Origin of the sequence: Collinsella sp. HCP3S3_D1, assembly GCF_052064015.1 — a bacterium.
GTDB lineage: Bacteria > Actinomycetota > Coriobacteriia > Coriobacteriales > Coriobacteriaceae > Collinsella.
The window spans coordinates 86,811-106,619 of sequence record NZ_JBQHWK010000009.1; the positions used below are offsets into that span (position 1 = coordinate 86,811).

At 58.9% G+C, this 19,809-nt stretch carries 16 protein-coding genes; all 16 read right to left on the minus strand.

Annotation, left to right across the window (positions count from 1 at the left end):
- Positions 1 to 154 precede the first annotated feature (154 nt).
- Positions 155 to 1,171 (minus strand): cell division protein FtsQ/DivIB, encoded by a 1,017-nt coding sequence (locus ACTNDJ_RS04680; protein WP_427719196.1) that lies wholly within the window; start codon positions 1,169 to 1,171, stop codon positions 155 to 157.
- 205 nt (positions 1,172 to 1,376) lie between these two features.
- Positions 1,377 to 2,288 carry a UDP-N-acetylmuramate dehydrogenase gene (murB, locus tag ACTNDJ_RS04685; protein ID WP_441083415.1) on the minus strand — a complete coding sequence of 304 codons (912 nt, stop codon included), beginning with the start codon at positions 2,286 to 2,288 and terminating at the stop codon, positions 1,377 to 1,379.
- A 5-nt stretch (positions 2,289 to 2,293) separates the two neighbouring features.
- The gene (murC, locus tag ACTNDJ_RS04690) at positions 2,294 to 3,712 is read right to left on the minus strand and encodes a UDP-N-acetylmuramate--L-alanine ligase (protein WP_441063192.1); all 1,419 of its coding nucleotides are present in this window, start codon (positions 3,710 to 3,712) and stop codon (positions 2,294 to 2,296) included.
- A gap of 96 nt (positions 3,713 to 3,808) precedes the next feature.
- Positions 3,809 to 4,924: an undecaprenyldiphospho-muramoylpentapeptide beta-N-acetylglucosaminyltransferase gene (gene murG, locus ACTNDJ_RS04695; RefSeq protein ID WP_427719191.1), complete on the minus strand. Its 1,116-nt coding sequence runs from the start codon at positions 4,922 to 4,924 to the stop codon at positions 3,809 to 3,811.
- Positions 4,914 to 6,434: a putative lipid II flippase FtsW gene (gene ftsW / locus ACTNDJ_RS04700; RefSeq protein WP_441063194.1), complete on the minus strand. Its 1,521-nt coding sequence runs from the start codon at positions 6,432 to 6,434 to the stop codon at positions 4,914 to 4,916. Before ftsW ends, murG begins: the two co-directional genes overlap by 11 nt.
- 9 nt (positions 6,435 to 6,443) lie before the next feature.
- Positions 6,444 to 7,850, minus strand: coding sequence for a UDP-N-acetylmuramoyl-L-alanine--D-glutamate ligase (gene murD / locus ACTNDJ_RS04705; RefSeq protein WP_441053968.1), 1,407 nt, complete (start codon positions 7,848 to 7,850; stop codon positions 6,444 to 6,446).
- A 9-nt stretch (positions 7,851 to 7,859) separates the two neighbouring features.
- The gene (mraY, locus tag ACTNDJ_RS04710; RefSeq protein ID WP_154515238.1) at positions 7,860 to 8,879 is read right to left on the minus strand and encodes a phospho-N-acetylmuramoyl-pentapeptide-transferase; all 1,020 of its coding nucleotides are present in this window, start codon (positions 8,877 to 8,879) and stop codon (positions 7,860 to 7,862) included.
- A 3-nt stretch (positions 8,880 to 8,882) separates the two neighbouring features.
- Positions 8,883 to 10,307, minus strand: a complete 1,425-nt coding sequence (locus ACTNDJ_RS04715; protein ID WP_441063195.1) for a UDP-N-acetylmuramoyl-tripeptide--D-alanyl-D-alanine ligase — start codon at positions 10,305 to 10,307, stop codon at positions 8,883 to 8,885.
- A 124-nt stretch (positions 10,308 to 10,431) separates the two neighbouring features.
- Positions 10,432 to 12,075 carry a peptidoglycan D,D-transpeptidase FtsI family protein gene (locus tag ACTNDJ_RS04720; protein WP_441063196.1) on the minus strand — a complete coding sequence of 548 codons (1,644 nt, stop codon included), beginning with the start codon at positions 12,073 to 12,075 and terminating at the stop codon, positions 10,432 to 10,434.
- A gap of 239 nt (positions 12,076 to 12,314) precedes the next feature.
- Positions 12,315 to 12,785, minus strand: coding sequence for a hypothetical protein (locus ACTNDJ_RS04725; protein ID WP_427747787.1), 471 nt, complete (start codon positions 12,783 to 12,785; stop codon positions 12,315 to 12,317).
- Between the two features lie 90 nt (positions 12,786 to 12,875).
- Positions 12,876 to 13,841 (minus strand): 16S rRNA (cytosine(1402)-N(4))-methyltransferase RsmH, encoded by a 966-nt coding sequence (gene rsmH / locus ACTNDJ_RS04730; RefSeq protein ID WP_154515233.1) that lies wholly within the window; start codon positions 13,839 to 13,841, stop codon positions 12,876 to 12,878.
- A 20-nt stretch (positions 13,842 to 13,861) separates the two neighbouring features.
- The gene (locus ACTNDJ_RS04735; protein WP_035137949.1) at positions 13,862 to 14,296 is read right to left on the minus strand and encodes a division/cell wall cluster transcriptional repressor MraZ; all 435 of its coding nucleotides are present in this window, start codon (positions 14,294 to 14,296) and stop codon (positions 13,862 to 13,864) included.
- 464 nt (positions 14,297 to 14,760) lie between these two features.
- On the minus strand, positions 14,761 to 15,702 hold the full coding sequence (locus tag ACTNDJ_RS04740) for a site-specific tyrosine recombinase (RefSeq protein ID WP_441083416.1): 942 nt from the start codon (positions 15,700 to 15,702) through the stop codon (positions 14,761 to 14,763).
- 2 nt (positions 15,703 to 15,704) lie between these two features.
- On the minus strand, positions 15,705 to 17,366 hold the full coding sequence (locus ACTNDJ_RS04745; protein WP_441083417.1) for a CTP synthase: 1,662 nt from the start codon (positions 17,364 to 17,366) through the stop codon (positions 15,705 to 15,707).
- Positions 17,367 to 17,546: 180 nt separating this feature from the next.
- Positions 17,547 to 17,930, minus strand: coding sequence for a hypothetical protein (locus ACTNDJ_RS04750; RefSeq protein WP_441083418.1), 384 nt, complete (start codon positions 17,928 to 17,930; stop codon positions 17,547 to 17,549).
- Between the two features lie 193 nt (positions 17,931 to 18,123).
- Positions 18,124 to 19,605 (minus strand): DUF1846 domain-containing protein, encoded by a 1,482-nt coding sequence (locus ACTNDJ_RS04755; protein WP_154515227.1) that lies wholly within the window; start codon positions 19,603 to 19,605, stop codon positions 18,124 to 18,126.
- Positions 19,606 to 19,809: the final 204 nt, after the last annotated feature.

Below are 19,809 nucleotides of genomic sequence, written 5' to 3' on the forward strand. Positions count from 1 at the left end.
TGCGCACATTAACCTTCAGGTTGAAAGTAAATGCAAAGGTAAACCGTATTATGTTTGCACATTATGAACGTATCAGTCAAATAATTGACCGTGAAAACCAAACAAACCAGATAAACGGCGTGGTATGGCCCCTCAACAAAGCCACGCACCGACGCTAAGCGGTCGGTGCGTTTCTAAACGTATAGTTGCCGGGAGACCGAACGTTAATGTAGGTTACGCCCTCTACCTGCGACAGAAGCTTGGTCACGACGCGTTCCTTCTTGGCGATATCATCAGAATCGCCCAGCGAGACCTCAACGCCATTATCAAGATTCGCCGAGATGGCCTCGACCGAAGGTATAGAAATATCCTTGATCTGCGCCAAGAATTCGCCGGAAAAACCACGCACGTAATCCAGGCCCGCTTTAACGGCCTTGGAAGAAACAGCCCGCCCCGAGACCGGCTCGACATCAGCCGAGACATCGGTAAGCAGCACGGCCCCGTAGTGCTTGGCCAGCGCCAACGCAGCATCGATGCCGCTCAACGTGTTGGCGCCCTCACCCGAAGTGACGACATTTCCCTGGTCGTCCACCTCCACAGAGGTCGAAAGCGGTGCGATCCAGGTGTCATCGTCGCCGATGGCCCAGGCAAGATCGTCGGAACTTATATAAGCGATCGCGGTGACCTTGCGCTCCGTCGGCGTAATGACGAGCGTGTGGGGAAACTGCCGTTGAACGTCCACGCCCGAGACCCACGGGTTCTGCTTGAGATCTTCGGTAATCTGGTCGGGATTTACGTTGAAGAGCGATGTGTTCTCGGGCAGACTGATCAGCTGCATGGCATCGTGCTTGGTCACATGCTCGCTGCCCTCGATCTGAATATCGGTAGCGGCAAACAGGCCGGAATTGATAACGACGATGGCAACGACGGCAAGCACGGCCACAGCCGCCAAGATACCGCCCACGATTTTGCCCTTGCCCTTAACGGCAGAGGCGGCCTCGGACGTCTTACTCGCCATGGCGCCAAGCGACGACAGCGGATTGATACCCTTATTGGTCGCAGGTGCCTTAGTGGCGGGCACCGACGTCAACGAGCGCGGCTTGGCAGCGCCCAACGTACGGCCGGGATGCGTCGCTTTAGCCCCCAGCGAGGGCTTGGGCGTCACTATGGGGCGAGAGGGCTTGGCACCCATCGCCGACTTAGACGTCACCGAGGGGCGCGGAGCCGGGTGAACCGTCTTTTTTGCGGCAGTGCGTCCACCAAGTTGCGAGCCGACGACCGGACGTTTGGCGGACCGTACGGATCCAGCGGGCTTGGAGGACACAGGGGGCTTGCGTTGAGGCTGGACGGGTGCGCCGGAACGCCCTCCGGCGCGGCGGAAGGTAGGTTTCGATGCTCTAGAAGCCGAGGAATTTGACTTCCGGTCTGAGCTCGATGCCATACGCCTCCCTCACCTTTCCGTGCACATGCCTGATAACCGCGGCCACGTCATCGGCCGAGGCGGTACCGTTATTAACGATAAAATTAGCGTGTACGGGCGAAACTTCCGCACCGCCAACCGAAAAACCCTTTAATCCACAATCCTCAATCAGCTTGCCAACGCTCGCGTCGGGTGGATTGCGAAAGACCGACCCGCAAGAAGCGCGACCCATGGGCTGCGTGCGTTTGCGCCTCGTCAGGTACCGCTCCATACGCTCGCGAATGACGGCCTTAGGCGCAGGCTTGAGCTTAAGCACACACTCGAGAATAATCTCGTTACGCGGCAGGCTGCACTCACGGTAGCCCCAGGCAATCTCGGACCCCGCATAATGCTTAATGCCGGATGCCGGGTCAAACGTGACCACATCCTCGACAAGCGAACCTATCCACTCGGTACGCGTACCGGCGTTCATAGATACGGCGCCGCCGACCGAGCCGGGGATGCCAACCGCAAACTCAAGGCCCGAAAGCCCGCGCGACAGGGCATCGTTGACCAAACGTGCGAACATAACGCCCGCGCCAACGGTCAGCGTGCAACCGTCCTCGGCAACAACGGTGCGCTGAAACTCACGCCCCAGCGAAATGACGGCGCCGCGATAGCCCGCATCGGCAACGAGCAGATTAGATCCCTTGCCGATAATGACCCACGGCACCTGCTCACGGTCGAGCACCGCCACGGCACGACGAAGGGCATGATAGCTATGGCACGTCACGAAGAGGTCGGCCTTGCCGCCGATACGATAACTCGTATGACGCGCAAGGCGTTCATCCTCGACTACATCCGTGTCGATCATGCCCGAAAGCGCCATGACGGCGTTAAACAGACCCATAGGGGCTAAGCGTCTTTCTTGGCAGTCAGATACTCGATGAACTCAGGGCCAACGGTCGTAACGTCGCCGGCGCCCATAGTAAGCAGCAGATCGCCCTCACCTACCATCTTCTCGAGCTCACGATTGAGCTCGAGACGGCTGGAGCAGTACACGACCTCCTTGCCAGGGTGCTTGGCGCGCACAGTATCAGCGAGCATCTTGGAGGTTACGCCCGGAATCGGCATCTCGCCGGCAGAGAACACATCGATGAGCAGCAGCTTATCGGCATTGGCGAAGGCATCGGCAAAGTCATCGCACAGCGCCTGCAAACGCGAATAGCGGTGCGGCTGGAACACGACGTCAACATGCTTGTAGCCTAGCGACGAGGCGGCGGCGAGCGTCGCCTTGATCTCGGTGGGGTGATGGCCGTAGTCATCGACCACGCTGATGCCATCAATATCGCCCACATGGGTAAAGCGGCGGCGGACGCCCTCAAAGCTCGAAAGCGCCTCAGCTGCGGCATCGACGTCGAGACCCAGGACATGGGCAACGGTTAGCACTGCCGTGGCGTTGAGCATGTTGTGGCGACCGGGGTTGCTCTTGATCTCGACAGCATGCTCGGTCCCATCCTCAAAGCGAACGGTAAAGTCGCTCTGAATGCCCTTGACATCCGGATGCACGCAGACGACGTCGTTGGTTTCGGCAAAGCCATAGGAAAGCACGTGGCGACCCGTCGACTTGGCGAGTTCGACCAGATGCGGGTCCTCACCGCAAACGATGACGGTACCGCTCTCTCCAACCAGGCCCATAAACTTGGCAAAGGTGGCCTCGATCTCCTCGATGCCCGAGTAGTGGTCGAGATGGTCGGCCTCGACGTTGGTCACGATGACCACGTTGGGGTTCAGGAACAGGAACGAGCTGTCGGACTCATCGGCCTCGGCGACAAAGTAGTCACCCGAGCCGTTCTTTCCGTTGGTATCGTAACCCTCGACGATACCGCCGATCAAAAAGCTGGGATCCAGACCCATGCGGTCGAGCATGGTGGCACACATCGAGGACGTCGTGGTCTTGCCGTGCGTGCCGGCAACAGCGATGGTGGTGTAGCCGTGGCCCAGAGCCGAGAGCATCTTGGCGCGGGGCCACACAGGAATACCGAGCTCGCGAGCACGCACAAGCTCGGGGTTGGACTCGGGAATAGCGGTAGAGACCACGACCACGTCGGGCTTGACCTCATCGATCGTGGCGGCCTCGTGGCCCACATGAACCTTCACGCCAGCACGGGTAAGCTGACGAATGTAGCGCGAGGTCTTAAGGTCGGAACCGGTAACGGCATAGCCACGCTCGTGCAAAACGAGAGCGATACCGCTCATGCCGGCGCCACCGATACCGATAAAGTGGGCGCTCTTGAACTCGGGCGCGGAGGTTGCAGTCTGGGAATCAGCCATGTGCTCGTGTACTCCTTGCGTAAACACTGCCTGTAACCCGTTAACTGTACCGCACCTACCGCATCCGCGCGAGCGCAAGCTCGATATCCCGTCTAACTAACGCAAACCCTCTACCGCATCGGCCAAAAGTGCGGCGGCGCGGTCCTGAGCCAACCCGCGCGCCGCCTGACGCATGGCATCGCGCGCTGCGGCGTCATCGACCAGATGCAGCAGCTCCTCGGCAAACGCCGGAGCATCGATATCGGCATCGGCACAAAGCACGCCGGCACCGGCATCGACCAGATAACGCGCATTGGTCGTCTGGTGGTCGGCCGTGGCATGCGGATACGGCACGAGCACCGAAGGCACGGCGAGGGCGGCAATCTCGGCCACGCTCGAGGCGCCGGAGCGCGAGAGCACCAGGTCAGCTGCAGCTAGCATGTCGCCCATGTTGTCAATGTAGGGCTGGACGCGATAGCGCTTCGTCTCATCGGACGTCAGCGCCAAAGCACGCTCGGTGTCCTCAAAGCCGTCGGCTCCCGTCGAATGCAAAATGTAGAGATTCTCGCGGGTCAGCAGCTCGCTCTTGAGCGAGGCTACGCGCTCGTTGAGATGCTGGGCACCGAGCGAACCACCAAAGACGAGCAGAAGCGTCGCATCCTCGGGCACGCCAAGTGCCTCGCGGCCGCGGGCGCGATCGCCCTCAATGACCGAGCGGCGCACCGGATTACCGGTCATGAGCACATGCTCGGGGTCGCCCTCGCGCTCAAAGACAGAGCGCGCAGCCGGCACCGAGATACACACGCGGGCGGCATGGGAACTCATCATCTTATTGGCCAGGCCCGGAACAGAGTTCTGCTCGTGCAGCAGATACGGAACGCCCGCATCCTTGCACCAGCCCAGCAGCGGGACCTCGACGTAGGCACCAAAACCGATAGCCGCATCGGGCTTGCCAACCTTTGAGAAATGGCTGGCGAGCGAGCGCTTGGCCTTATTGACGCGCCACAGCGAGCTCAGCGCGGTCCAAGGACGGGAGCGGTCGAAGCCCGTGACCGTGATAGGTACAAAATCGAACCCGGCCTCGGGAACCAAACGACCCTCGAGCTTGTGCGACTGGCCCACGAACACAACATGATGTCCGCGGTCGCGCAACTCCTCAGCCAAGGCAAGCGCAGGGTTGATATGTCCCGCCGTGCCGCCGGCTGCGATAGCAACGGTCATCTTATCGGTCATGAAAATCCCTTCGTACGCGCGGTCCCTGATCGTCGGTGCGCAGACGCGCCGACGGGTCCGAATTCAAATTGATTCGATTATATCCGCCGCCCGAGCTTCGGGGGTTCGGGCGTTGGGGACGCCCCTGCGGAGCCGTTCGCGGGCGCGGACGAGCCGCCGGCTCGGACGCAGAGCCATCCAAGACGGTAAAACCGTTGCGCGAAGGGCGATCGCCGCGCACATGGGGCACGCCGGCGGTGCTCTCGTCCATAACGGCAAAGCTCTCGCGGCGACGGTCGTACTCATCACGACGGGCGCTCTCGTGCGAGACGCGCAAGATCAGCCCCGCAAGCATAAGCGATACGATAATCGACGAACCGCCGTAGCTGATAAACGGCAGCGGCTTACCCGTCATGGGAAACACGTTGAGGATGCCCAGCGCATTGATCAAAAACTGTACCGCGAGAATGACTGCGGAACCCGATGCCATGAGCGCTCCGCGACGGTCCGCAGCCTGTTCGGCAATGCGAAACGCTGAGTAAATCAGCATCGCAAAGACCAGGAAGAGCAGCGCGGTCCCGACAAAACCGACCTCCTCGCCGATAATGGCCAGAATATAGTCGTTGTGTGCCTCGGGCAGATACGAATACTTCATGGTGGAGTTACCGATGCCGCGGCCGAACAAGCCGCCCGAAGCAAACGCCATGATGGCAAGCGTTGCCTGATAGCCATCGCCATACTCGTCGGCCCAAGGGTTCAGGGCAACCTGAACACGCACCATGCGGTACGGCTCTGCAACAAGCGCAAACACACTCATGACAATGACGAGAATGATCACGCCGATGATAAACTTGGGGTCTAGGCCCGCAAATAACGCCATACACATGAGGGTCAGCGAGATGATCAAGACGGTGCCATAATCGGGCTGGATAAAGATCAAAAAGAGCGAAATGCCCAAGTAGACGACCATCTTACGAAGGAACTCGTTGATGTTGCCACCGGGCGAAAAGAAACGGTCGAGTATGATGGCAGAATACGCGATGGCAAACGGCTTTAAAAACTCAGACGGCTGGAACTGAATACCGGCGATGTTGAGCCAGCGCGTGGCGCCACGGCTGCCACTGCCGACAAGAAATACCGCAAACAACAAGAGAATCATGCCGATAAGGAAGATCCTAAGTACATTTTCCCCAAACCAGCTGTCCGGCAAGACGCGAACGATCGCAACCATGGCAAGCACGCCAACTCCGGCAAAGGTAGCCTGTCGAACCAGGAAAAACGTCGCCGAGCCGTTCTCGTGCAATGCCTCGACCGATGACGCCGAGTACACCATCAGCAGCCCAAAGCACACTAAAGTAAACAGGCACGCCATGAATATCAAACGAGGGCGCATGATGCGGGCGGGGACGCCGGCAATATAGCGTTCGCTGAGCGTCTGCCCGCCGCGACCGGAACGCGGCGTACTGCGCTGCGAGGAAGCACGGTCCGAGTCGGGCCTCCTCATATCTTGTCGGGGGCTCTCCTCTCTCACCGGCGGCCCCTATTCCATTTGCGATTTCGCTGCGGCGGCAAGCTGGGCCACGTAGTCCTTAAACACGCGGCCGCGCTCCTCGTAGCCCGAGAACTCATCGAACGAAGAACAGGCGGGAGAAAGCAGGATCACGTCGCCTCGGCTCGACAGCGAACGGGCAACGTCGACGGCGTCGCGCAGGTCGTCAGCCTGAGCGATATCAACGTCACCATCGACATCGGCCTCGTCCATAGCGGCGGTAAAGCGCTCGCGCGCATCGCCAAAGCAGACGACCGATCGCACGTTGTCCATGACAACGCGGGCGAAGGACTCGAGTGGCGTGCCCTTATCGTGACCACCGAGCAGCAAGATCACGTCGTCGTCGGGAAACGCCGTCAGGGCCTTTTCGACCGCATCGGTGTTCGTTGCCTTGGAATCGTTGACGTAGCGCACGCCATCGATCTCGCCACAGGGCTCAACGCGGTGCTCCAGCGGCTGGAATGAGGCCAGGCCGCGACACACACCGTCGACATCGGCACCGACGGCCAGGGCAGCCGTGGCAGCGCACAGGGCATTGATGACATTGTGATGTCCGGAGATTTTGAGCTCGGACGTGGCGATGAGCGGGGTCTCGACGCCCTTCAGGCGAATGACCATCTTGCCATCGCGCACAAATGCGGCGTCCTCGCCCGCAGGTTCGTCAAAGGCGACCTTGCAGATGCGACGACCCGGCGTGTAGACATACTCATCGAATTCATGGATACCGGCATCCTCGACGTCGATAACCACAAGGTCATCATCGACCATATTCTCGAAGAGCTTAATCTTGGCGAGCGCATAGTTCTTATGGCTCTTGTGCCAGCCCAGATGGTCGGGGGTAATGTTGAGCAGCACCGCCACACGGGGGTGAAGCTCGGTCGTCGTTGCGATCTGATAGCTCGAAAGCTCAGCTACAAACCACTCGTTATGCGCGCGGTCGTCGATTTCGTTCACCGGAGGCTCACCGATATTACCGACAGCAACGCTCGCCTCGCCCGCTGCCTTAAGCAGGTAGTCGGTCAGCGACGTGGTGGTCGTCTTGCCATTGGTGCCCGTAATGGCGATCCAATTTTGGGGAGACAGGCGGTAGGCAAACTCGGGCTCACCCATGATCTGGGCAGCGTGATCGCGGCCAGCCTTAAAGAATGCCGAGAACTCCGAGATGCCCGGACACGTCACACATACATCAAACGCGCCCTCGACCTGCTCGGTTCCGTAGACAAACGATACCCCGCGCGCCTCGAGCGAGCGCGTGGCATCATTGGGCTCGGACGTGCCGCCACCGTACACGGTAACGGTACTCACGCGCTCGGGGTGCGCAAGCGCCCAGCGAGCGACATCTAGACCGGACTTACCCTGGCCCAAGACGAGCAGGCTAAAGGAATCTGCAAGAGGCATGAAAAACCACTATCCCAACTGGAAAAACAGGGCAAGGCCCAGAGCGCCAAAAGCGGCAGCGACAATCCAAAAACGGATGACGACCTTAGTCTCGGCCCATCCCTTCTTCTCGAAATGATGATGAATGGGCGCCATAAGGAAGACGCGCTTATGCGTAAAGTGGAAGTAGACGACCTGAATCATGACCGACAGGGTCTCGACGATAAACAGGCCGCCGATGATGAGCGAGACGACCTCGGTGTTGGTCATAATGGACGTGCAGGCAAAGGCTGCACCCAAGGCAAGAGAGCCGGTATCACCCATAAAGATGCTCGCCGGATAGCAGTTGAACCAAAGGAAGCCCAGGCAAGCACCAGCACATGCGGTACAGAAGATAGACAGGTTTACGTCACCGTGCAAAAACGCCATGGCAGCCATGGCAAGCATGGCAATCATGGAGGTGCCACCGGCAAGGCCGTCCAGGCCATCGGTCAGGTTCACGGCATTAGAAAGACCGGCGATCATCAGCCAGCAAAAGACGATATAGAGCCACGGAAAGGTAAGGCCACCAATGGTGGTCGAGAAGATACCGAGGTCAATCGTCAGACCGCCGGGAAAACGAATCTCGGGGGCAACGCCGCACCAGCTGACGGCAAGCACAGTAAACGTGACGCAGATGATGGTGAGACCGATCATCTTGGCGTGGGGCGTCAGGCCGAGCGAACGACCGTGCGTGACAGATGTCAAATCGTCGATAAGGCCCAGAACGCCGGTTGCAAGCGTGGCAAGCAGCACGAGCACAAGCTCGGTGGTGAGCTTGCCCATCAAAAGGCACGTCAGCGAAACGGCTACGAGAATGACAACGCCGCCCATGGTGGGCGTGCCCTGCTTAATCAGGTGGCGTTTGGGTCCATCGGCGCGGACCTGCTGGCCGATACCCTCGACCTTAAGAAGCTTGATCCACCACGGCATGAGCAGCAGCGCAATGGCGGCGGCGATGCCAAGTCCCAAAAAGGCCTGGTATGTAGGATACGCGGGGTTCCCGAACATGGGCTAGCACACACCTTCCACAAAGCGGTCGAGCTCGACAAAGCGAGAGCCCTTGACCAGCACAACATCATGTTTCTCAAGTGCGCCGGCCATACGGTCGAGCACCTGCTGATAATCGGAGAACACCTGGATGCGGTCCTCATCCATGCCCATCATGCGCGCGGCTTCGGCCATACGAGCGGCCAGCTCACCGCCCACGCACGCCAGCATATCGAGCTTCTTAGCCGCGGCATAGGCGCCCACCAGCTCATGCATGCGGGGGGCCTCGTCGCCCATTTCGCCCATCTCGCCCAGAATCGCCATTCGAGAGCCAGAACACGAAAGCGAGCACAGCAGGTCAAGGCCAGCAGCCATGGATTCGGCGCTGGCGTTATACGAGTCGTCGATAATGCGGGCACCGCTCTTGGCGTGTTTGATCTCCTGACGATGACCGGTAATCGCGATACCCCTAAAGGCAGCATCGATCTGCTCGGGGGTCACACCCAAACGATAGGCAACTGCGGCGGCCTTAACGGCATTGGGAACGGACTGGACGCCGGGAATGACGAGCATGGTGTCAACGGACTCACCCATGCCAAAGTCAAGCGTAAAGACCGGGCGGCCCTCGTCATCAATGTGAATGCCGCGGGCGCAAACCTCATCAACATCCGAAACACCCGCCAGCATCACGTCGATACCCGCGGGCTCGGCAAACGTCTCACGAATGAACGGGGTGAAGTCGTCTTCGCCGCCCAAAACCAGCAACGGGAGAAGGTCGTCGGCGGCACACATGCCCCCAACAATCTCGGACTTAGCGCGGGCGATATTCTCGCGACTTCCCAGGATTCCAATATGAGAGGTGCCGATCTTGGTCACGATGGCAAGGTTGGGATTGGCGGACCGAGAAAGGCGCTCGATCTCGTGAAAATGGTTCATACCCATCTCGAGAACCAGCACCTCGGTGTCGGCAGGAGCGGCCAAAACCGTGAGCGGCATACCGATCAGATTGTTGAAATTACCCTTGGTGGCCCAAACGCGATAGCGCTTGGCAAGCACTGCCGCAAGGACATCCTTGGTCGTCGTCTTACCGATAGAGCCGGTAATGCCAACCACGAGGCAGCCAAGCTGCGTGCGATAGGCATGTGCCAGGCGCAGCAAAAATTCCTCGGGATCATCGGTGTGTAGGATGGCGCAGCCCTTACGCTGAGCCAGCGATACAAGCTCGGCGTTGGGCTCGCGCGTCATCACAACAGCGCCGGCGCCCGATTCGATGGCGCGGGAAGCAAAATCGTTGCCGTCGACTTTTTCACCCGGAAAGGCAACAAAAATCGCGCCTTCCTCAACCTGGCGCGAGTCGATAACGCACCCACGGCATACCCGATCGGCTTCTCCCGTCACGGTTCGGGCCCCTGTTGCGGCCGCGAGGTTGTTGACGGCGATCTCTATCATTGCAGCTCCCCTGTAAACCTAATAATGCTATCGGCGTATTGTATCCCAGCGCCGCGCATGCGTGGTGCAGGGCATGTGAACACCCTCCAGATTAATCGACAGCCCTTTTCAGGATTGTAACCCCCTACTTGGTGCGTGGGATACCCAACACATCGAGCGCGTTAGCCATAATGACCTGGAACGGCACGGCGGCGGCATCCGAACCGCTCGGCGTTCCGTCGAGCGTGATATAGCACAAAACCTTGGGTGCTTGCGCCGGGGCAAACCCCATAAAGGACGACATATAGCTCGCTTTGAGGTAGCCGCCTTTTTCATCGGCGCGCTCGGCCGTACCGGTCTTACCCGCCACGTCGTAACCGTCGACGGCGCCCCCGACACCCGTGCCCTCGGAAACGACCGTCTGCATGCACGATATCACCTGGGCGGCGGCGTCCCCAGAAATCGCCTGCTCGCCCTCGCCCCAGTCCTTCTCCTCGCCTTTGCTGGATTTATAAAAGTGCGGCGTCATCATCACGCCGTCGTTGGCAATGCCACCCACGGCGCGCGCAATCTCGATCGGCGAGACAGACAGCGCTTGGCCAAAACTCATCGAGCCCAACGTGGCGCCGTCATACTGGTCACGCTCCTTGACAATGCCAAGGCTCTCGCCGGGAAAATCGATGCCCGAACTGTGTCCAACGCCCCATTTGTCCACGTACGCGGCAAAATCGTCCGCGCCGATCTTATGCCCGACCAATACAAAGCCAACATTGGATGAGCGGCGCATCATCTCGCGCACATCCATGGTCATGGCGTAGTCACGCTTATCGGCATCGGTGACGGTATCGTCGCCGACCTTAATGCTCGCCGGCACCTCAAACGACGTACTCGAGCGCACGACGCCCAAATCGAAACCCGCACCTGCAACGAGCGTCTTAAAGACCGAACCGGGTTCATACGCATCGGTGACCAAGCGCAAGTTCATATCCTCGGTCTTGGCGTTTTCCAGATTGGTCGGGTCGTAGGTCGGATACGAACAGGCGGCCAGAATCTCGCCGGTAGTAGGGTCTGTCACCAAAGCCGAACCGTTCTTGGCTTTGGTCTTCTCGACCGCCTCCGCCAGAGCGTCCTCTGCTGCACGCTGGATATTGACATCCAGCGTCGTCACGATGTCAACGCCATCGATGGCGGCAACCTTTTTATAGGCGCCACCCGCAATATAGCTATCGTCCCTCGCACGCTCTCGTACCAGCGTGCCGTTTGTTCCGGTCAGCAATTTGTCATATTGCTTTTCAAGGCCCGTTAGGCCCACGTTGTCAACGTTCACCACGCCTAGAACCTGCGAAGCCAGATTGCCGTATGGATACACCCGCTTCATCGCCTGCTCAAAGAGCACGCCGGGCAGATTTTTCTTCTTCAATGCCGCGGCATCGTCCTCGTCCACCTGGCGCTTGATATACACCCAAGTGCCATCGGACTGAACCAGCTTGCGGCAAGTCTTCTTATCGATTCCAGTCGCCTTAACCAAGGCCGATACCGTTTTATCGACATCCTCGATCAGCTGTGGATTCACGGCGACATTGCTGCACTCGACCGACGACGTCAGCACGTTGCCGTTTCGGTCGTAAATCGTGCCGCGTTTGGCGTAAAGCGTCTCCGCAAGCAGGCGTCGAGCATCGGCGCGCCCGCGTAACTCATCGGCATTTACGATCTGGTAGTCGGTAAGGCGGATGGCGCCCGCAGCCAGGCCCAAACCGATACAACCCATGACGACATTACGGCGAGGCAATGGCGTCCCCGTAAGCCATTCGGTCGAAGATCGTCTATTCGATCTGCTATTGCGTACTTGAGGGTCATCCGAGCCGCGAAGGCGCGACATTGGGTCGTTGCCACGATTCGACCCCAAGTTGTAAGATGACCGACCCGATCCTTGATAACCAGAACGTCCCTGCGAAGAGGGACGTCCCTGCCCGCGACTCCCGTCTGGACCGCGGCGATAATCATTTGTCATACTCAGCTACCGTCTTATTACTGGACAGCCGCAACCGAGCTAGCGCCCGCGGCTGCATCCTGCGAAAAATCAAGTGTAACGCTCTCGCTGGGCTCCACCATGCCATAAGCGCCCGCAAGATCGCGAATGCGCGTATCGGCACCATAAACAGAGTGCATGACCTCAAGGTCAGAGCTCTCATCGGTCGCCTTCTCGAGCGTGTTGGTAAGCTCGGCGTTGCTGTTGAGCACCTGGGCCGTAACGCTTGCAAGCGCCACGCGGGCGACGCCAATCGTCATGAAGATAGCCGCAATGATGCAAAACGTTTTAAGAACGCTCATGAAAACCGGGCTTACCGCCTGGTTTGCCTGACGGCCCGCGCCCGTGTAGACATCAAAGCGCGGTGTGCGCTGCTCACGAGGAGCAGCGGGCGCCTGCGGTGCCTCGCGGTAGGCGGGCATGGCGTTCATATCATAGGCGAGTGCTGCGTTTGAGGTGTTGTAGCCCATGATATGCCGCCTCCCATCCCGAGTACGTTGGTAGTGTGTTTAAGCTTCGTTTATGGTGCGAGCGGGAGGTCCAATATCGCGCGCGTAACGCTACAAGCGCTCCGCCACACGGATTTTGGCTGATCTCGCCCGAGGGTTGCGCGCAACCTCATCGGGTTGGGCAACCAAGGGTTTGCGGGTGATGACCTTGAGTATCGGCACGTTGCCGCACACGCACACCGGAATCTCCGGCGGACACGTGCACCCCTGGCTCATCTCCTTAAAGTGGTTCTTTACGATACGGTCCTCGAGCGAGTGATACGAGATGACGCAGATGCGTCCGCCCGGGTTGAGCCACCTGGTGGCGGCGTCAAGTCCTCTCTCGAGCACATCGAGTTCATGATTGACCTCGATGCGAATGGCCTGGAAACTTTTCTTGGCCGGGTGTCCGCCATGCCGACGAGCGGCAGCCGGAATGCCAGCCTTGATGATCTCGACAAACTGACCGGTGGTTTCAATCGGTTCGGACTCGCGTCGACGCACGATCTCGCGTGCGATCTGCGAGGCGAACTTCTCTTCACCATAGACGCGTAGAATCCGGGCGAGGTCGTGTTCGTTATAGGTGTTGATGACCTCAGCTGCGTTTAAGGTGTTGTTACCCGGATCCATCCGCATGTCCAATGGGGCATCTTCGTTATACGAAAAGCCCCTGCCAGGGATATCGAGTTGCGGTGACGAAACGCCCAAATCGAACAGGAAGCCATCGACCCCGGGCACCTCGGCCGAGCAAAGCAGCTCGTCCAAGTCGCCAAAGTTGCCCTTCAGCAGCTGATGCGGGACGCCGGGGACCTCGCGGTCCAGACGGGCACCAGCGGCCTCGAGGGCCATGTCGTCCTGATCGACGCCAAGCAAAAGACCCGTCTCCCCCACCTGCGCGGCCATCTTTACCGAATGACCGGCACCGCCAAGGGTGCAATCGCAGACGACAGATCCGCTCTTTAGCTGCAGCGACTCAAGCACTTCGCCGAGCATGACAGGTTCATGCCGATATTCTTGTGTCAAGATCCCACGCTCCATCCGTTACTCATGCCTTGCCCTTACGAGAAGAAGAGGTCCAGCAGAGCCTCATCGTCATCGTCCTCATCGGCCGTAGCACGGTCCCAAACCTCGAGGTGGTCGTAGTTGCCCACAACCGTGACCTCGCGGTCGAGGTTCGCCTGCTTGCGGAGAGACTCAGAAAGACCGATACGACCGGCGCTGTCCACATCCATCGAGGTGGTGCGCTTGTTGATCGCCCTCATGAGTTTCTGGTCGTTGATGTCACGAGGGTTAAAACCCTCGTGGCCCTCACGACCCGCGAAGAGTCCTTCGACCCACTTATCGAAGGCCTCGGCAGAGAACACGTACAGAGCATCGACATCCAGGGCTTTGAACACGCGAACATGCTCTCCAAGCTCCTCGCGAAGGGGTGCAGGCAGGGACAGACGACCTTTTGCATCGAGATTGCGCTCGTATGCACCCGTCATTCCCATGTGCGCCCTCCCCTCGGTTACTCAGATGGCACGTACGCGGGGAACCACCCCGCCTGTCGACGTCATTAATAATATGGGGAACTGCCCCATTTTTCAACATCTTTCCCCACACCTTCCCCCACAACACCCCACCACTCCACCCTTTATGTGCTGTAAAACACCCTCGTTCATATGTTCGAAAACACAACATGTTGTGTTTACAGCAAAGCCGGGATGCCATCTGTAGCAGCCCGGCTTTCAACCTCAACCTTCAAGTTGACCTTGAGGCGAATTTTGTGTCCCTTTACGCGCCGTTCACATCGCCCCCCCAAACTTCCCCACCAACGTCACGCGCGACCCACCGGCGCATCGGCGCAAGACAAAAGATGGGGCGGGCCCCAGATTGCCGATACGCGCACAAAACCGCGTCACGACAACCTGGGGTCCGTCCCCCATTAGTTGTAAATATGCAGGTCAAAGAGTCGCTAGCGATGCGCCAACGGATGAGCCGCCAGGTAGACCTCGGTCAGCTGCGTGCGGTCGACATGCGTGTAGACCTGTGTGGTCGAAATGTCGGCATGTCCCAAAATCTCCTGTAGCACGCGCAGGTCGGCACCGCCCGCAAGCATATGGGTCGCAAAGGAGTGACGCAAGGCATGAGGATGAAGCCCCACCAGTCCCACCTGACGCCCGTATCGCTCGCATATGACGTGAACACTCTGACGCGACAGGCGACCACCGTTCTTATTTAAAAAGACTGCCGGCGTCTTTGACCCGCGGGCATGAGCGGCCAGGCGCCGACGCCCATCAGCAATATATTGAGCCATAGCCCGTGCGGCACTTCCCACGAGTGGGGCAAGCCGCTCCTTCGAGCCCTTGCCGCGCACCAGCACAAAGCCGTCGTCAAAATGAACGTCGCCTACATCGAGCCCCACCAACTCGCTCACGCGCAGGCCACATCCATAGAGCACTTCCAAAATGGCATGGTCCCGCAAACCCATCTCCCCTTCCGGGAAATCTTGGTCGAGGAGCGCCGAGACATCCCCTACCGAGAGACACTCCGGAAGGCGCTCTGCCTTTTTGGGCAGGCGCAGTGCAGCCGTCGGGTTTTGGGCGACGATTCCATCGCGAACCAAAAAGGCATGCAAACCTTTCACGGCCGCAACTGCACGCTCCACCGAGGCATCGGAGTAGCCCCCGTCGCGCCGATCACCGACAAAACCCTCTATTATCTGACGGTTCACGCCTTCAAAGGACTCAACACCGGCCCGCTCCAGGTAGGAACAGTAAGTCGTCAAGTCACGACGATATGCCGCGATCGTATTGCGCGCCAAGCCTCGCTCGACCGCAAGGTAATCAAGATACTCCCCCGTCACCGTATCGAGCAACGAGGGAGTATCTTCGGTATGTCTTTCGTTAGCTGACACCCTTAGTCCGTCGCGAGGTTCATGGGCGTCACCTGCAGGCGATCGACACCCTCGTGCTGGCCAATCGAGGCGCGCACGAACTCGCGGAACAGAGGCTGCGGCTTGGTCGGACGGCTCTTAAACTCGGGGTGGGCCTGGGTGGCCACATACCACGGATGCACGTCACGCGGCAGCTCGACCATCTCGACCAGACGCTCGTCAGGCGAAAGACCCGAGATAACCAAACCCGCGTCCTCGAGCTGGTCGCGGAAGGCATTGTTGAACTCAAAGCGATGACGGTGGCGCTCATAGACAAGCTCCTCGCCATAGGCCTCGCGCGCAAGGGTATCGGCGGCGAGCTTGCACGGATAGGCGCCCAGGCGCATGGTGCCGCCCTTCTCGGTCACGTCCTCCTGCGAGCTCATCAGGTCAATTACGCTAAACGGACCGTCCGGATCGAACTCGGAGGAGCTAGCGCCGGCAAGGCCGACCACGTTGCGGGCAAACTCGCACACGGCGACCTGCATGCCCAGACAAATGCCCAGATACGGAATCTTATGCTCGCGAGCAAACTCGGCAGCAAGAATCTTGCCCTCCAGGGCACGCTTGCCAAAGCCGCCGGGCACCAAAATGCCCGATGCGTCGCCCAGCACCTCGGAGACGTTCTGCTCGTCGAGGCTCTCGCCGTCGACCAGCTGCACGTCCACATGACGATCATAGAAAACGCCTGCATGATGCAGGGCCTCGATAACCGACAGGTAGGCATCGGGGAGCTGGGTGTACTTGCCCACAACGGCGATCTTGACCTTGTCGGCATGGTGGTTGGCATGATTCTGTTTGCGCAGGAACCCGTTCCACTCGCTCATGTCGCGCTCGCGCGGGTCCAAGCCCAGGCGCTCGCAAATGCGCAGGTCAAAGTCCTGCTCGGCGAGCAGCTGCGGCACCTCGTAAATACTCGCGCAATCTTCGTTGGTAAAGACGCAGTCGGTATCGACGTCGCAGAAGCTTGCGATCTTGCCACGGATGGCATCGTCGATGTGGTGATCAGAACGCAGCACAATGATGTCGGGCTGAATGCCAAAGCTGCGAAGCTCCTTGACCGAATGCTGCGTGGGCTTGGTCTTGACCTCGTGCGCGGCGGCGATATAGGGGACGAGCGACACGTGGATGTAGCAGACGTTCTCGGGACCGGCCTCTTTACGGTACTGGCGGATGGCCTCCACGAACGGCTGCGACTCGATATCGCCAATCGTGCCGCCCAGCTCGGTGATGACCACGTCGGAACCGGTCTGCTCCTCGATGCGGCGGAACTTATCCTTAATGGCGTTGGTGACGTGCGGAATCACCTGAACGGTGCCGCCTAAAAAGTCACCGCGACGCTCGCGGGCAATCAGGCTCTTGTAGATAGCGCCGGTCGTAAAGTTGGAATCACGGGTCAGATTCTCGTCAATAAAGCGCTCATAATGGCCCAGGTCCAGGTCGGACTCGTAGCCATCCTCGGTCACGAAGACCTCACCATGCTGAAACGGGCTCATGGTGCCGGGGTCGACGTTCAGATACGGGTCGGCCTTCTGCATCGTCACCTTGTAGCCGCGTGACTTGAGCAGACGGCCCAACGAGGCCGCGGTGATGCCCTTACCCAAGGACGAAACTACGCCGCCGGTTACAAACACATGCTTGGTCATATTGAATTACCTGCGCTTCCCGTAGAAGTTTTCCATTCACATCTTACGGGTCTTCATTGTAATACTCGAAAAGCAAGCCGCTCGCTATTTTTCACCCGCATGCCCGCATTTCTCCATCTCGAAACAAAACACCGCCCAAGTAGCTTTGGGCGGTGCAGGCTCGTCGAAACTGCCGTGTTGTTACCGATCGGCAGTCTCATCCTTCAACATATCTTGAACAAGCATGCCGGCACGAACACCCTTAAGGTACCACTCGCCTCGCCCGGTCAGGCATATGCCATTTGCAAGCTGGCCGCCATCATCGTTATAACGAGAAACGACCTCGATAAGGCCTTCAGAATCCAAACGGTCGATTGCAGCGCGGGCACGATACGGCGAAACCCCTACGCACTCGGAGAGTGTCTTGCGCGAGAAACCGTACGGCACACCGTTTCCCTTAGATTGCCGAGCGATCTCCATCAGCACCAGCACCTCGACACGCTTCATATCGTTGACACTCGCACGACCCTTGCCCGCCATGGCAGCCTCCTCAAACCGAGCACGAGCATCAAAAGCACCGCGCATGACCGGCGCATCCCTCGATGGCCGGCAACATCCATCATGGGTAGCCCCGCAAAGGATGTATCCACTGAGGTAATTGTATACCGCGCAAATCGCTTTTGGGCAGGTAAACGGCCTAAATTTCGGCAAATTAAGCCCTAAAACCCCCTAAGCGCCGCATCGGGTGCGCACTCCGATGCGGCGTCTCATCTCAATCTTAGCGATGGAAGAAACCGCGGCGCTCAAACTTGGGCTCACAGCACACGTTAATGCCCAGCTTGCGCAGCACCGTCTCGTCCGTAGGCGAGATAATCACGCTAAAGAAGGCGTCGCAGCCGCGCAGCTGCTCAAGACCCGAAAGAACACGAGTAGCCGTCTCGCTCGTGGCCGAGGTGATAGAGAGCGCCATGAGCGTCTCGTCGGTGTGGAGACGCGGGTTTTTGCTGCCAAGGAAATGCGTCTTGAGCTTGCTGATAGGCTCAATCGCCTCATCGCTGATGACCTCGAGCTCAAGATCGACGCCCGAAACATGCTTAAGCGCGTTCATGATGAGCGAGCTCGCGGCACCCAGACGCGTTGAGGTCTTTCCGGTCACTACCGAACCGTCCGGCATCACCATGGCACCCACGGGACCGCCCGTCAGTTGCTCCCTGGTGAGAGCAGCCGAGCGTGCCGGCGAATAGTTCTTGTCGATGCCGGCTTTTTTCATAATGAGTTTGAGACGGTCGACCTGCTCATCGCCCACGCCAGTACGGCGCACGCTTTCAACCGCGGCAAAATAGCGGCGCACGATCTCCATCTTGGAGGCATCTCGGCATGCATCGTCATCGGTAATGGCAAAACCGACCATATTGACGCCCATGTCCGTGGGGCTCTGATAGGGGCTCTCGCCCAAGATCTTTTCCATCAGGGCGCGAACAACCGGGAACGCCTCAACGTCTCGGTTGTAGTTGACCGTGGTCTTGTTATATGCCTCAAGGTGGAACGAGTCGATGATGTTGGCGTCATCGAGGTCTGCCGTGGCAGCCTCATAGGCAATGTTCACCGGATGCGTGAGGGGGAGATTCCAGACCGGGAAGGTCTCAAACTTGGCATAGCCGGCAGCGGTGCCATGCTTGTGCTCGTGATACAGCTGCGACAGGCAGGTGGCGAGCTTACCCGAGCCAGGGCCGGGCGCCGTCACGACAACGAGCGGACGCGTGGTCTCGACAAACTCGTTCTTGCCGTAGCCTTCATCAGAAACAATCAGGTCGACATCGTGCGGATAGCCCTCGATGGGATAGTGCAGCTTGGCGGGAATGCCGAGCGCGTTTAGACGATTGCGGAAGACGTCGGCAGCGGGCTGACCGGCATACTGCGTGATAACCACGGCGGCAACGGCAAATCCGTTCCCGCGGAACAGATCGACCAGACGCAGGACGTCCTCGTCATAGGTAATGCCCAAGTCGCCACGGGCTTTGTTCTTCTCGATATGGTTCGCATTGATTGCGATGATGACCTCGACGTCGTCGGCAATGCTCTTGAGCATGCGGAACTTGCTGTCCGGTTCAAAACCCGGCAGCACGCGGCTCGCATGATAGTCATCGAACAGCTTGCCGCCAAACTCCAAATACAGCTTGCCGCCAAACTGCGAGATGCGCTCCTTAATGTGAGCAGCCTGCAGCTCGATATACTTCGCGTTGTCGAAACCCTGGCGCATGTATGGCTCCCGTCCCGTTTCCATTTAATGTCCTAGGCGATTATAGCGGAGCAGACCCTCCCCCACCGACGAGGCCGGGGCAGCTAATTTGGGACGGGGCTTTTTTTTCAAACCCCCCCAAAAAGGGTTGTCCAAAAAACCCCCGACCCAAAAAATTTGCACACAAGCCCAAACCCAGCCCAAAAAAATGCAAAAAAGCAAGTG